Origin of the sequence: Janthinobacterium sp. 35, from assembly GCF_002754575.1 — a bacterium.
GTDB lineage: Bacteria > Pseudomonadota > Gammaproteobacteria > Burkholderiales > Burkholderiaceae_D > Janthinobacterium > Janthinobacterium tructae.
On the sequence record NZ_PEFN01000001.1, the window covers coordinates 3,194,408 to 3,207,551 of the forward strand.

At 64.2% G+C, this 13,144-nt stretch carries 11 protein-coding genes; 10 read left to right on the top strand and 1 reads right to left on the bottom strand.

Translation table 11 applies throughout. The features are described 5' to 3' along the window. The first annotated feature begins 49 nt into the window (after window positions 1-49). Genes CLU93_RS14205 through CLU93_RS14215 form a run of 3 tightly spaced genes read left to right on the top strand, consistent with a single transcriptional unit; the run spans window position 50 to window position 3,298 of the window. Window positions 50-1,942: a beta-propeller domain-containing protein gene (locus CLU93_RS14205; RefSeq protein ID WP_099761969.1), complete on the top strand. Its 1,893-nt coding sequence runs from the start codon at window positions 50-52 to the stop codon at window positions 1,940-1,942. Between the two features lie 49 nt (window positions 1,943-1,991). After that, complete coding sequence (locus CLU93_RS14210; RefSeq protein WP_243420364.1) at window positions 1,992-2,549, top strand: sigma-70 family RNA polymerase sigma factor; 558 nt, start codon at window positions 1,992-1,994, stop codon at window positions 2,547-2,549. Then, window positions 2,546-3,298, top strand: coding sequence for a hypothetical protein (locus CLU93_RS14215; protein WP_099761971.1), 753 nt, complete (start codon window positions 2,546-2,548; stop codon window positions 3,296-3,298). The genes CLU93_RS14210 and CLU93_RS14215 overlap by 4 nt, the downstream gene beginning before the upstream one ends. A gap of 6 nt (window positions 3,299-3,304) precedes the next feature. Here the strand turns inward: CLU93_RS14215 and CLU93_RS14220 are convergent, their stop codons facing one another. Continuing rightward, the gene (locus tag CLU93_RS14220; protein ID WP_099761972.1) at window positions 3,305-4,450 is read right to left on the bottom strand and encodes an MFS transporter; all 1,146 of its coding nucleotides are present in this window, start codon (window positions 4,448-4,450) and stop codon (window positions 3,305-3,307) included. Window positions 4,451-4,735: 285 nt separating this feature from the next. On the opposite strand from CLU93_RS14220, the gene CLU93_RS14225 reads away from it, so the two are divergent. The 7 genes from CLU93_RS14225 (at window position 4,736) to CLU93_RS14255 (ending at window position 13,086) form a co-directional block, all read left to right on the top strand. Beyond that, window positions 4,736-5,512 (top strand): gamma-glutamyl-gamma-aminobutyrate hydrolase family protein, encoded by a 777-nt coding sequence (locus tag CLU93_RS14225; RefSeq protein WP_099761973.1) that lies wholly within the window; start codon window positions 4,736-4,738, stop codon window positions 5,510-5,512. Window positions 5,513-5,573: 61 nt separating this feature from the next. After that, window positions 5,574-6,944, top strand: coding sequence for a glutamine synthetase family protein (locus tag CLU93_RS14230; protein WP_071075305.1), 1,371 nt, complete (start codon window positions 5,574-5,576; stop codon window positions 6,942-6,944). Window positions 6,945-6,955: 11 nt separating this feature from the next. Then, complete coding sequence (locus CLU93_RS14235) at window positions 6,956-8,416, top strand: aspartate aminotransferase family protein (RefSeq protein WP_099761974.1); 1,461 nt, start codon at window positions 6,956-6,958, stop codon at window positions 8,414-8,416. A 217-nt stretch (window positions 8,417-8,633) separates the two neighbouring features. Further along, window positions 8,634-9,782, top strand: a complete 1,149-nt coding sequence (locus tag CLU93_RS14240) for an ABC transporter ATP-binding protein (RefSeq protein WP_099761975.1) — start codon at window positions 8,634-8,636, stop codon at window positions 9,780-9,782. Window positions 9,783-9,790: 8 nt separating this feature from the next. Beyond that, the gene (locus CLU93_RS14245) at window positions 9,791-10,720 is read left to right on the top strand and encodes an ABC transporter permease subunit (protein ID WP_099761976.1); all 930 of its coding nucleotides are present in this window, start codon (window positions 9,791-9,793) and stop codon (window positions 10,718-10,720) included. Then, window positions 10,717-11,568 (top strand): ABC transporter permease, encoded by an 852-nt coding sequence (locus CLU93_RS14250; RefSeq protein WP_099761977.1) that lies wholly within the window; start codon window positions 10,717-10,719, stop codon window positions 11,566-11,568. Before CLU93_RS14245 ends, CLU93_RS14250 begins: the two co-directional genes overlap by 4 nt. 30 nt (window positions 11,569-11,598) lie before the next feature. Continuing rightward, the gene (locus tag CLU93_RS14255; RefSeq protein WP_099761978.1) at window positions 11,599-13,086 is read left to right on the top strand and encodes an aldehyde dehydrogenase; all 1,488 of its coding nucleotides are present in this window, start codon (window positions 11,599-11,601) and stop codon (window positions 13,084-13,086) included. Window positions 13,087-13,144: the final 58 nt, after the last annotated feature.

A 13,144-nucleotide genomic window follows, 5' to 3' on the forward strand; every position in this document is an offset into this window, starting at 1 on the left:
GCGCCGCTGCGTTTCATGTTGGACACCCCAGCCAACCGGAGAAGAAGCGATGTCCTGCGCCCTCAAGATCACATTGATACTGTCCCTGCTGCTGTCGGCAGGCAGCCATGCCGCCGACACGGCGCCAGGGAAAACCCTGGCGCCGTTCGCCAGCGAGCAAGCCTTGAGCAGCTACCTGCAGCAACTGCAGGCGCGCCAGGCGACACTGCAGAAGGAGCAGCAGAAACTGCAGCGCGCCACGGCGCAGTCCATGTCGGCGCTGCCGGCCCCTCCCGCGCCGATGCTGGCCAGGGCTGCGCCAGCAGCATCGGCAGAAGCGGCGGAATCGGTCACCAATGTGCAGACGGCGGGCGTGGACGAAGGCGGCATCGTCAAGCTGCATGGCAAACACCTGGTGATGCTGCGGCGCGGCAAGCTGTTCACCGTGCAGGTGGGGGGCAATGCCTTGCAGCCGGTGTCCTCGCTCGATGCGTACGCGCCGGGCAGCGATCCGTCGGGCAGCTGGTATGACGAGATGCTGATCGACGGCGATACGCTGGTGGTGATCGGCTACAGCTACAGCCGTGGCGGTACGGAGATCGGCCTGTTCGATATCGATGCGAACGGCAAGCTGGCCTATCGCGCCACGTATCATTTGCGCTCCAACGATTATTACTCATCGCGTAATTACGCCAGCCGCCTGATCGGCAGCAAACTGGTGTTCTATTCGCCTCTGTCGCTGAACTTGCGCCGGGGCGACCCGTTCGGCGGCTTTCCCGCGCTGCGCCGCTGGCGCCCCGACGCCGTGCCATCCGACTTCAAGCGCATCGCTCCGGCCACGCGCATCTACCGCACCGATGAAGAGCCGGAACCGGGCTTTGGTCTGACCCTGCACACGGTCACCGTGTGCGACCTGGCGCAGCGCGACATGCGCTGCGAAGCGACCGCCGTGATGGGGCCGCAGGGGCGCGTGTTTTATGTGTCGGGCGAATCCGTTTTCGTGTGGACCACACGGCGCGGCAGCGACTCGGGCGTGTTCCGCATTCCCCTCGATGGTTCGGCGCCCAGCGCCCTGAAGGTGGCGGGCGCGCCCGTCGACCAATTCTCGTTCCTGGAAAGCGCTGACGGCCACCTGAACGTCCTGCTGCGCGCCGAGGGCCAGGGCGACGCCATGTGGGATGGTGCGCGCGGGCGGGGCGGCATGGCCCTGCTGCGCGTGCCATTGGCGTCGTTTTCCGATGGCCGCGACAGCGCGCCCGCCAGCAGCTACCAGGCGCTGCCAGGTGGCGGCGGCTACGGGCTGCAGAACCGCTATGTGGGGCCGTATCTGTTGTACGGCCATCCCGGCAATGGCGGCCGGCGGCAGGCGGACCAGGCCTGGCCACGCCAGCCCCTGTATGCCGTGCGCTGGGCCGATGCGGGCAGCGTGCAAGCCTTGTCCCTGCCGCACGGCGTGGAGCGCATCGAGGCGCTGGGCAATGACGCCGTGGTGATCGGCGCGCAGGGCAAGGATCTGCACTTCAGCAGCATCCGCCTGGGGGCGCAGGCGGCGATTGCCACGCGCTATATCCGCGCCGATGCGGCGCAGGGCGAGTCGCGCAGCCACGGCTTTTTCTACAAGCCGCACACGGCCAGCGAGGGTGTGATCGGCCTGCCCATCCTGGGTGCGGACGAGCGGCCAGGATCAAGCCGGCCGGCCGCCTCCGTCCTGTACCTGCGCAACAGTGGTTTGACATTGACGGAACTCGGTGCGCTGGCCGCGCGTCCGGTCCAATTATCAGCGGCGGACGATGGCTGCCGCGCATCCTGCGTGGACTGGTATGGCAATGCGCGCCCCCTGTTCCTGCAGGGGCGCGTCTTCGCCCTGCTCGGCTATGAAGTGGTGGAAGGGGCGCTCAGGGAGGGACAGATCCGTGAAGTACGCCGCATCAGCTATGCGCCCATTTCGTCCACTGTACGCTGAAGGCGTAGGGAAATTGTCGCTGCCGCGCAGTTCGGCTACACTGCTTCGCATGCCCGACACATTAATCACTGCCACGGATGAAGAGCTGATGCTGCGCTACAGCGCTGGCGACCTGCCGTCGTTTCGCGAATTGTACCGGCGTCATAGCCAGGGCCTGTACCGCTTCGTGGCCTGGCGTGCGCCGCGCCGCGCGTGGGTCGACGAGATCGTGCAGGATGCGTGGGCCAGCCTGCATGCGGCGCGCACGGGCTACCAGCCGCAGGCGGCGTTTCGCACCTATCTGTACCAGATCGCGCGCAACCGCCTGATCGACCTCCTGCGCCAGCGGGAAGGCCAGGAACACGACGACGTGAGCGAACTGGCCGACGAGGGTGCATCGCCGCCGCAATCGCTGGAGCAGAAACAGCAGCATGCGCTGCTGCATGCGGCCATCGCGGCGCTGCCCACCGAGCAAAAAGAGGCGCTGGTGCTGCAGCAGTTCAGCGGCATGAGTATCCAGGATATCGCCGTGGTGACGGGGGCGGAAGCGGAAACCGTCAAGAGCCGGCTGCGCTACGCCATGCAGAAATTGCGCGCGGGCTTGGACAGCGCGGGAGGACAGGCATGAATACGCACGATCAAGATAACGACGATTTGCATGACGAGGAATTGAAGGCGCTGCTGGCCAGCCTGCCGCAGCCCGTGCCTTCCAGCGCGCTCGATGCAGCCATTCTGGCCGACGCGGAAAAAGCCTTGCCGCAACCGGTCGCCGCGAACGACAGCGCCGATGGCGTGCTGCGCACCTTGCCCGTCAAGAAGGCGCCCGATTACCTGCAGCGCTGGCGCATTCCGCTGGGATTGGCGGCGGCCGTGCTGCTGACGGTCAACCTGATCGGCGTCGACTGGTTCGGCTCGAAGCCGGCGCAATTTCCCGTGGTCGGGGAACCGGTCACGCAGGAGGTGATGCAGGCAGCCGCACCGGTCATTGCACCGGCGGCTGTACCTGCAACTGAGTTTGCGCCACTACCGGCAGCACCCGTGTCCGTACCCGCGCCAGCGCCACCGGCCCCGCCACCGCCTCCGGCAATGCGGGAGGCGATGGAGCAGCAAGCGGCCATGCAAGCCGAAGCCAGCCTGCAGCGCCAGGCACCGGTGCAGCGCGCGCTGCCCATGCCCGCTCCCGTCGCGGCAAAGTCGGCGCCGCTGCCGCTGCCGCCGCCGGCAAAGCTTGACGCTTCCGTGTGGCTGGTGAAGATCGACGCGCTGCTCAAGGCAGGTGAGGGCACGCTGGCGCAGGAGGAGTGGGCCGCGTTCCGGCAGGCCTATCCCGACTATCCGGTGGACGAGGAGCTGCGACAGCGGCTGGAGAGTAAGTAAAAAACGCTAGACGATCCCCTTCCTGCGTTCCCACACGGCGCTGCCGACGAAAATGGCGCAGCACACCCACATCACGGCCGGCAGGGCGTTCACGCCGACCGATTGCATCAGCACGCCGGTCAGCAGGGGGCCGCCGCCGCTGGTCACGCCCCAGGTGGCGTTGACGATGGCGCTGGCGCTGGTCAGCGACAGTCCCGTAAAGCGCTCGCCGCAGGCCACCAGCGCCAGCATGTAGATGCCGCCCGCCGCCGCGCCCAGCAACAGCAGCAAGGTCCACCACAGCCACGGCGTGCCGACGGCAAATGGCAGCAGCGGCAGCAGCAGGCACACGGCCACGCCGCAGGCTGCGTGCACTTTGGCGCGGCCGAAGCGGTCGGCCATCCATCCCAGCGCGAATTGCAAGCCCGTGTCGCCCACCAGCACCACGGTGGCCGACAGCAGGGCCAGGTCCGTGCTGATGCCGTGCTCCATCGCATACAGGGGCAGGAGGCTCAAGGCCAGGGTGTCGAACAGGGCAAAGAAGGCGGCGCCCAGCACGATCATCGGCATGCGCGGCAGAATCAAGGTCCACTTCACGCCGTGTTCTTCCGGTTCGCGTGCTGGACCACTGTTCGAGATCAGCATCAGCCCCGGCACGGCCAGCAAAAACAGCAGGCCGCAGGCGGCGAAGCTCCAGCTGATCTTGTCGTTGAACAGCGCCACGAGGGCCGGGCCGATCAGCTGGAAGAAGGTAAAACTGGTGGTGTACATGGCCACCACTCTTCCGCGCGAATTGTCGGGCGCCAGGCGGTTCACCCACGCCTCGCCGATGGTAAACAGCACGCCCATGGCGCCGCCGAACAGGAAGCGCAGCACGCTCCACGCCAGCAGGTGGTCGGTGAACTGCATGGCGATCGTCGCCAGCGACGCCACCCACACGGCGCCCAGCATGGTGGCGCGCGCGCCGAAGCGCCCCACCCAGCGCGAGACGAACGGCGAGGCGGCCAGGATGCCGAGCGCGCTGACGGCCGTGATCATGCCGATGATGTCCGTGCCCACGCCGCGCTGGTGCAGCGTCAAGGCCGTCAACGGCATGGTCGCGCCCAGGCCCAGGCCGACCACGCCGATGCTGACCACGAGGGCAAAGAAGTCGCGCCATGGCATGTGCTTCATGATTGCCCCCGCAGGGTGAAAAAGGAGTGTCGTAAGGCTGGAAAGCGGTATGGGTGCATGGGAAAGTAAGGGAACTTGGCCGGTGGCGCTGGTGTTTGGCGCCGGACGGGCATATGATGATTTTAATAAAGGCAAGATTGCAAGGCCGTAGTGTAGGCGATGTGTGCCGCCGCTGGCCACGCCCATCAGTGTGGTCGCCTCCACCGGCTCTGCTGTACAGTGTAGCGAGCGGCAGCGCTGTCATGGCGCTGTCATTGGATCGTCACGCCAGCGAGGTAGCACTCTATGCGCCGTCCCATCGTTCTCGTCCCCGCCTGCCAGCGCCAGCTTGGCAGTCACGTTTGGCACATGGCGCAGGACAAATACCTGCACGCCGTGCTGCACGGCGCCGGCTGCATGCCGCTGCTGTTGCCCGCGCTGGGCCTGGACGCCGACCTGGAAGCGGCGCTGCGGATCGCCGATGGCGTCATGCTGACCGGTTCCGCCTCGAACGTCGACGCTCGCCTGTATGGCGAAGCAATTCTCCACCCCGACCTGCCGCAAGACCCCGCGCGCGACGCCACTACCTTGCCCCTGATCCGCGCCGCGCTGGCGCGCCAGCTGCCCTTGCTCGCCATCTGCCGCGGCTTCCAGGAAGTCAATGTGGCCCTGGGCGGCAGCCTGCACCAGGCCGTGCACGCCGTGCCGGGCATGATGGAGCATCGCGAGAATGTGCTCGATCCCCTGGCGCGCCAGTACGCGCCCGCGCACCGCATCAAGTTGATGCCGGACGGCTTGCTGTCACGGCTGCTGGGCGGCGAGAGCGAAATGATGGTCAATTCCCTGCATGGCCAGGGCATCGCCCGGCTGGCCGATGGCTTGCTGGTGGACGCCCTGGCCGACGACGGCCTGGTGGAAGCCTATACGGTGGCCAGCGCCGCCGGTTTTACGCTGGCCGTGCAATGGCACCCGGAATGGCAGGTGGAAGACAATCCGCAGTCGATGCGCCTGTTCGGCGCCTTTGGCCAGGCGTGCCGCGATTACCAGGAACAGCAGCACAGAAAGAATGACAGGACAGGATGACAGCACGGGTGCGCCGCACCAGCAGCATGCGGCGCCTGATCAAGACCAGCGAGAGGGAAACATGGCAATACGCGAAAATTTCACCTATACGGATATGGATTTGTGGCTCAATGAAAAGCGCGTCACGGAAATCGAATGCCTGGTGCCCGACTTGACGGGCGTGGCGCGCGGGAAGATCCTGCCGCGCGGGAAATTCACCCAGGAGCGCGGCATGCGCATCCCGGAAGCGGTGCTGGGCATGACCGTGACGGGCAATTACCCGGTCGACGATGGCGGCTATGACCGCGCCATTTCCAGCACCGACCGCGACATGATCTTGAAGGCCGATCCCACCACCATCACCATGGTGCCGTGGGCTACCGATCCCACCGCGCAAGTCATCCACGACTGCTATTTTTCGGATGGCGCGCTGGTCGATTTTGCTCCAAGATCCGTGCTGCGGCGCGTGCTGAAACTGTATGCGGACAAGGGCTGGAAGCCCGTGGTGGCGCCGGAGCTGGAGTTCTACCTGACGGCGAAAAACACGGACCCCGACTTGCCGCTGAAGCCGCCCATCGGCCGCAGCGGCCGGGCCGAGACCAGCCGCCAGGTGTACAGCATCGACGCCGTCAACGAGTTCGACCCGCTGTTCGAAGATATCTACGATTATTGCGAACTGATGAATCTTGACGTCGACACTTTGATCCACGAAATCGGCGCCGGGCAGATGGAAATCAACTTCCTGCACGGTGACCCGCTGGGCCTGGCCGACAAGGTCTTCTTCTTCAAGCGCACCCTGCGTGAAGCGGCTTTGAAGCACGATATGTACGCCACCTTCATGGCCAAGCCCATGGCCGGCGAACCAGGGTCCGCCATGCATGTGCACCAGAGCGTCGTCGACGCGAAGACGGGCTTGAATATCTTCAGCAACGACGACGGTTCGGCCGCGCCCATCTTCAAGCATTACATCGCGGGGCTGCAGCGCTACATGCCGTCGGCCATGGCCATCGTCGCGCCCTACGTGAATTCCTACCGCCGCATCGTGCGCCATACGGCCGCACCGATCAATATTCAATGGGGGCTGGACAACCGCACCGTGGGTTTCCGCGTGCCCGAGTCGGGCGTGCAGGACCGCCGCGTGGAAAACCGCATCATCGGCGCCGATGCGAATCCCTACCTGGCGCTGGCCGTGACGCTGGCCTGCGGCTATCTGGGCATGACGGAGCAGCTGGAAGCGACGCCGATGATGGTGGGCAGCGCCTACGACATGAAGTTTGAACTGCCGCAAGGCTTGCCCGAAGCCCTGCAACTGCTGCGCGCGGAAGACAAGCTGCGCACGGTGCTGGGCGAGCGCTTCATCGACGTGTATGCGGCCATCAAGGACCTGGAGCACCAGGAATTCATGACGGTCATCAGTCCGTGGGAGCGCGAACACCTGTTATTACACGTTTAAAAGGAACACGCATGAGCACAACCAACAATCCGCTGGCGCCGAGCGCCGCTTTGGTCTCCTCCGTGGCGCAAAGGAATGCGGCGCCGCAGGTATATGACACGGCCGCCATTCAGAAAATGGATACGGCCCATTACCTGCACCCGTTCACCGATTTCCAGGACCTGGCAAGCAAGGGCGCCAGGGTGATCGTGCGCGGCGATGGCGTCTACCTGTGGGATAGCCAGGGCAAGAAAATCGTCGACGGCATGTCGGGCCTGTGGTGCGTGAATGTGGGCTATGGCCGCAGCTCGATCTCGCAAGCCGTCTACCAGCAGATGGAAACGCTGCCCTTCTATAACAGCTTCTTTGGCACGACCAACGTGCCGGCAGCGCAGCTGGCCGCCAAGCTGGCGCAAATATCGCCGCCGCAGTTCCAGCACGTGTTTTTCACCAGCTCCGGCTCGGAAGGCAACGACACGAATTTGCGCATGGTGCGCCGCTACTGGGATATCCTCGGCTACAAGGAACGCCACACCATCATCAGCCGCCACAATGCGTATCACGGCAGCACGGTGGCGGGAGCGTCCCTGGGCGGCATGGATGGCATGCATGCGCAGGGTGGCTTGCCGATACCCGGTATCGCGCATATCGGCCAGCCCAATTACCTGGAAGCGGGGCATGGCTTGACACCGGAAGCCTTCGGCTTGAAGGCGGCCGGCTGGCTGGAAGACAAAATCCTCGAGATCGGCGCCGACAAGGTGGCCGCCTTCATCGGCGAACCGGTGCAGGGCGCCGGTGGCGTCATCATCCCTCCAGGTACCTACTGGCCCGAGATCCAGCGCATCTGCGACAAGTACGGCATTTTGCTGATCGCCGATGAAGTCATCTGCGGCTTCGGCCGCCTGGGGCGCTGGTTCGGCTCCGAGCTGTTCGGCATCAAGCCCGACCTGATCACCTTTGCCAAGGGCGTCACTTCGGGCTATGTGCCGCTGGGCGGGGTGCTGGTGGGCGACAGGGTGGCCAAGGTGCTGATCGAGCAGGGCGGCGAATTCACGCATGGTTTCACGTATTCGGGTCATCCCGTGGCTTGCGCGGCGGCGCTGGAAAACATCCGCATCATCGAGGAAGAGCAGCTGGTGGCGAAGGTGGCCGACGATACGGGACCGTACCTGCATCAGTGCTTCGCCAGCCTGGGCGAACATCCGCTGGTCGGCTACGCGGACAGCTGCGGCCTGGTCGCGGGACTGAACCTGGTGCGCAAGAAGGGCGCCACCGTGCACGAGAACGAGTTGTTCGACGAGGACCAGGGCGTGGGCATGCTCTGCCGTGGCCACATGTTCGACAATGGCGTCATCATGCGCGCCGTGGGCGAGCGCATGATCGTCGCCCCACCGCTGGTCATGACGCGCGCGCAGATCGATGAAATGGTGGCGCTGATACGGCTGTGCCTGGACAAGACGTATGACGAGGTGAAAGCGAAGGGCTGGGTGTAGGTTCTGGCTGAACCCAAACGCAAGGGCCGGGGTCGTACCCTCAGGGTACGACCCCGGGGTTTGCTCTTGGGTTGGTGTCAGTTTTTCACCCAAATAGACGCTAACTCAAGTTTTTTTGGACCAGAATCGCGGCAGTTCCGCTAAACTTCCATCTTGGCCGCTCCTTCAGCGGCCAGTTTTTCATTTTGACACCCTTTTATCCAGAAGCTACCCACACATGACGATAGCAACACCTGCCGCGTCGGCCAGCGACGCCCCAGCGCCTTTCTTGCTGATTGATCAGCTGGTCAAGGAATTCGATGGCGTGCGCGCCGTCAATGATATTTCCGTGACGATCAACCAGGGCGAGATCTTCGCCCTGCTCGGCAGTTCAGGTTGCGGCAAGTCGACCCTGCTGCGCATGCTGGCTGGCTTCGAGACGCCGACCTCGGGCAGGATCGCCTTGGCGGGCAACAGCATCGTCGATGTGCCACCGCACCAGCGTCCCATCAACATGATGTTCCAGTCGTATGCGCTGTTCCCCCATCTGTCCGTGTGGGACAACATCGCCTTCGGCCTGCGCCGCGACGGCTTGCCGAAAGCGGAAGTGGCGGCGCGGGTCGAGCAGATGCTGGCGCTGGTGCAGCTGGGCCAATACGCGAAGCGCAAGCCGCACCAGCTGTCGGGCGGGCAGCAGCAGCGCGTGGCGCTGGCGCGCAGCCTGGCCAAGCGGCCGCAGTTGCTGCTGCTCGACGAGCCGCTGGGCGCGCTGGATAAAAAACTGCGCGAACGCACGCAGATGGAACTGGTCAACATCATCGAGCAGGTGGGCGTCACCTGCGTGATGGTCACGCATGACCAGGATGAAGCGATGAGCATGGCCACGCGCATCGCCGTCATGAGCGAAGGGCGCATCCTGCAGGTGGGCGCACCGGGGGAAATCTACGAAACGCCGAACTGCCGTTTCGTCGCCGACTTCATCGGCAGCGTGAACCTGTTCGACGGCCGTATCACGGAAGATGAACCCGATCACGTGGTGATCGCCACGCCCGATGGCGAGCACTATGTTTCGCATGGCATCACGGGTAACCTGGGCATGGATGTCTCGGTGGCCGTGCGCCCCGAAAAGATCGGCATCCAGATCGCGCCACCGACATTGGAAGAGCGCGCGTCGCCGGCCGAACACGGCTATAACTGCGCCCAGGGCGTGATCGTCGCCATGGCGTATTTTGGCAATGAAACCAGCTACCATGTGCGCCTCGACAGCGGCACGCTGGTGAAAGTCTCGCGTACCAACGCGGCCCGCCACGACGCCGCGCGCCTCGAACGTGAACAGCGCGTGTGGGTCTGGTGGGATGGCGCCGACATCGTCGTGCTGACCAGCTGAGGCCCGTGATGACTTCCCTCCTGCAATCGCTGCGCAGCCTGGTCACGCTGCGTTGGCTCACCGGGCGCAACGCCGTCATCGCCGTGCCGTCGCTGTTCCTCGCGGCCGCCTTCTTGGTACCGTTCCTGATCGTGCTGCGTATCAGCCTGTCCGACATGGACACGGCGGGCAGCCCGTTCGGCGGCTTGCTGTCGTACGTCGACGGCATCGTCGTGCTGAAGGTCAAAATCGCCAACTACCTGTTCATCGCCGCCGATGAACTGTATCTGCTCACCTACCTCAGTTCCATCAAGTACGCGGCGATTACCACGGCCATCTGTCTGTTCATCGGCTACCCGTTCGCCTACTTCATGGCGCGCGCCAAACCGTCGATCCGTCCCGTGCTGATGCTGCTGGTGATGCTGCCGTTCTGGACCTCCTTCCTGCTGCGCGTGTATGCGTGGAAGGGCATCCTGGCCAACCACGGCTTGCTCAACGACCTCTTGATCGCCCTGGGCGTAGTCAGCGAACCGCTGCACATGATGAATACTTCATTCTCGCTGGTGGTCGGCATGGTGTACGCCTACCTGCCGTTCATGATCCTGCCCCTGTATGCGAATCTGGTCAAAATGGACGTGCGCTACCTGGAAGCGGCGGCCGACCTGGGCGCCACGCCGTTGCAGGCGTTCTGGCGCATCACCGTGCCCCTGTCGAAATCGGGCATCATCGCCGGCGCCATGCTGGTGTTCATCCCGTCCGTGGGCGAATACGTGATTCCCGAACTGCTGGGCGGACCGGAAACACTGATGATCGGCCGCGTGCTGTGGGATGAATATTTCACGAATAATGACTGGGCCATGGCTTCGTCGGTGACGGTGCTGGTGGTCTTGCTGATCCTCGTGCCGATGGCCATTTTTAACAAATACAAGACGGACCAGGACGCGGAGGAGCGCACATGAACGGACGTAATTTCCTGCAGCGCTGGTTCGGGCGCGGCTGGCTTTCGCTCGGCTATCTGTTCCTCTACCTGCCCATCATCGTGCTGATCGTCTTCTCGTTCAACAGCTCGCGCCAGGACATGGTGTGGAGCGGCTTTTCGCTACGCTGGTACAGCGAGTTGATGAGCGATACGCAGATCATCTCGGGTTTCGGTTTGTCATTGAAAATCGCCTTCATGTCGGCCACTTCGTCCGTCATCCTCGGCACGTTTGCCGCCTTCGCGCTGACCAATTACCAGCGCTTCCGCGGCCGCACCCTGTTTTCATCCATGGTCAGCGCGCCTTTGGTGATGCCGGAAGTGATCATCGGCCTCTCCCTGCTGCTGATGCTGGTGTCCATGCAAAAGGTCTTTGGTTTTCCCGAGCGGGGCGTGCTGACGATGTGGTTCGGTCACACCCTGCTGGGCATGGCGTATGCGGCCGTGGTGGTGCAGTCGCGCCTGCAGGAGATGAGTAAATCGTTGGCCGAAGCGGCGATGGACCTGGGCTGCCGCGCGCACCAGGTATTCTTCCTCGTGACCCTGCCGAACATCACGCAGGCGCTGGCGTCGGCCTGGCTGCTGACGTTCACCCTGTCGCTCGACGACGTGGTGCTGTCGGCCTTTTTGTCCGGACCCGGTTCGACGACCATGCCGCTGGTGATCTTCTCGCGCGCGCGCCTGGGGCTCGATCCGCGCGTCAATGCCATCGCCGCGCTGACGATTCTGGTGGTGACGCTCGCCGTCATCGTGTATGCCGTGCTGCTGGCGCGCGCCGACCGGCAGCGGCGCAAGCAACTGTCTGCGGCCTATTTGGCAGACCAGGAGTAAGCTGCTCTTACACTGACACAGGAGATGACCATGACGGAAAACACCAGCTGGCATGCACGGGCCGCAGCGCTCACGATCGATGGACGCGCCTTCATCAACGGCGAGCGGGTCGCGGCCAGGTCCGGCCAGGCTTTCGACAATCTGTCGCCCATCGATGGGCGCTTGCTGGGACCGGTGGCCCGCTGCGACACTGCCGACGTGGACGCGGCCGTGCTGGCCGCGCGCGCCGCCTTCGAGGACCGCCGCTGGGCCGGCAAGTCGCCCGCGCAGCGCAAGCGGATATTGATCAAGTTCGCCGACCTGGTGCAGCAGAACGGCCCCGAACTGGCCTTGCTGGAAACGCTGGACATGGGCAAACCGATCAAGTACAGCCAGAGCGTGGACGTGGGCGCGACGGCCAATTGCCTGCGCTGGTATGGCGAGGCGATCGACAAGGTCTACGATGAAATCGCCCCGACCCCTGCCAACAGCCTGGCCCTGATCACGCGCGAACCGGTGGGTGTCGTCGCCGCCATCGTGCCGTGGAATTACCCGATGATCATGGCTGCCTGGAAGATCGCGCCGGCCCTTGCGGCCGGCAACAGCGTGATATTGAAACCGTCTGAAAAATCGCCATTGACGGCGCTGCGCCTGGCCGACATCGCGCTCGAAGCGGGCGTGCCGGCCGGTGTTTTTAATGTGCTGCCAGGTTACGGTAATGAGGCCGGCGCCGCGCTGGCGCTGCACATGGATGTCGATTGCATCGGCTTTACGGGTTCCACGCGCACAGGCAAGTTGATCGTGCAGATGGCGGGCCAGTCGAATTTGAAACGGGCGTGGACGGAACTGGGCGGCAAGTCCGCCAACATCGTCTGCGCCGATTGCCCGGACCTCGACAAGGCCGTGGCGGCCGCCGTCGGTTCCATCTTCTTCAACCAGGGCGAAAGCTGCAATGCGCCCTCGCGCCTGTTCGTCGAAGAATCGATCAAGGAAGAATTTATCGCCAAGGCGCTGGCCATGCTGCCCCGCTTCCAGCCCGGCGATCCGCTCGATGACGCCACCGTCATGGGCGCGATCGTCGACGCCACGCAGATGAACACGGTGATGGGCTATATCGCGGCCGGCAAGAAGGAAGGCGCGCAGCTGCTCGGTGGCGGCGAGGCCGTGCGCCTTGATACGGGTGGCTATTACGTGCAGCCGACCATCTTCGGCGTGGAGGCCGGCATGACGATCGCGCGCGAAGAGATCTTCGGCCCCGTGTTGTCCGTGCTGGGCTTTACGGATATCGCCGAAGCGGTGAAGCAGGCCAACGCCACGCCATACGGCTTGCAGGCGGCCGTATGGACCTCGGACATCACCAAGGCCATCCAGACGGCGCGTGCCCTGCGCGCGGGCACCGTGCACGTCAACCAGTACGACGGCGACGACATCACCGTGCCGTTCGGCGGCTACAAGCAGTCGGGCAACGGGCGTGACAAGTCGCTGCATGCGCTGGACAAGTACACGGAATTGAAGACGACTTGGATACAGGTGGGGTAGGGGTTTGCGCCTGGGGTATTGTCGGATTACGGCCTGCGGCCTAATCCGACCTACGGCG

Bases quoted from the DNA above. Each gene is read 5' to 3' on its own strand.
- CLU93_RS14205 (WP_099761969.1), top strand. From the start codon at position 50: ATGTCCTGCGCCCTCAAGATCACATTGATACTGTCCCTGCTGCTGTCG.
- CLU93_RS14210 (WP_243420364.1), top strand. From the start codon at position 1,992: ATGCCCGACACATTAATCACTGCCACGGATGAAGAGCTGATGCTGCGC.
- CLU93_RS14215 (WP_099761971.1), top strand. From the start codon at position 2,546: ATGAATACGCACGATCAAGATAACGACGATTTGCATGACGAGGAATTG.
- CLU93_RS14220 (WP_099761972.1), bottom strand. From the start codon at position 4,450: ATGAAGCACATGCCATGGCGCGACTTCTTTGCCCTCGTGGTCAGCATC.
- CLU93_RS14225 (WP_099761973.1), top strand. From the start codon at position 4,736: ATGCGCCGTCCCATCGTTCTCGTCCCCGCCTGCCAGCGCCAGCTTGGC.
- CLU93_RS14230 (WP_071075305.1), top strand. From the start codon at position 5,574: ATGGCAATACGCGAAAATTTCACCTATACGGATATGGATTTGTGGCTC.
- CLU93_RS14235 (WP_099761974.1), top strand. From the start codon at position 6,956: ATGAGCACAACCAACAATCCGCTGGCGCCGAGCGCCGCTTTGGTCTCC.
- CLU93_RS14240 (WP_099761975.1), top strand. From the start codon at position 8,634: ATGACGATAGCAACACCTGCCGCGTCGGCCAGCGACGCCCCAGCGCCT.
- CLU93_RS14245 (WP_099761976.1), top strand. From the start codon at position 9,791: ATGACTTCCCTCCTGCAATCGCTGCGCAGCCTGGTCACGCTGCGTTGG.
- CLU93_RS14250 (WP_099761977.1), top strand. From the start codon at position 10,717: ATGAACGGACGTAATTTCCTGCAGCGCTGGTTCGGGCGCGGCTGGCTT.
- CLU93_RS14255 (WP_099761978.1), top strand. From the start codon at position 11,599: ATGACGGAAAACACCAGCTGGCATGCACGGGCCGCAGCGCTCACGATC.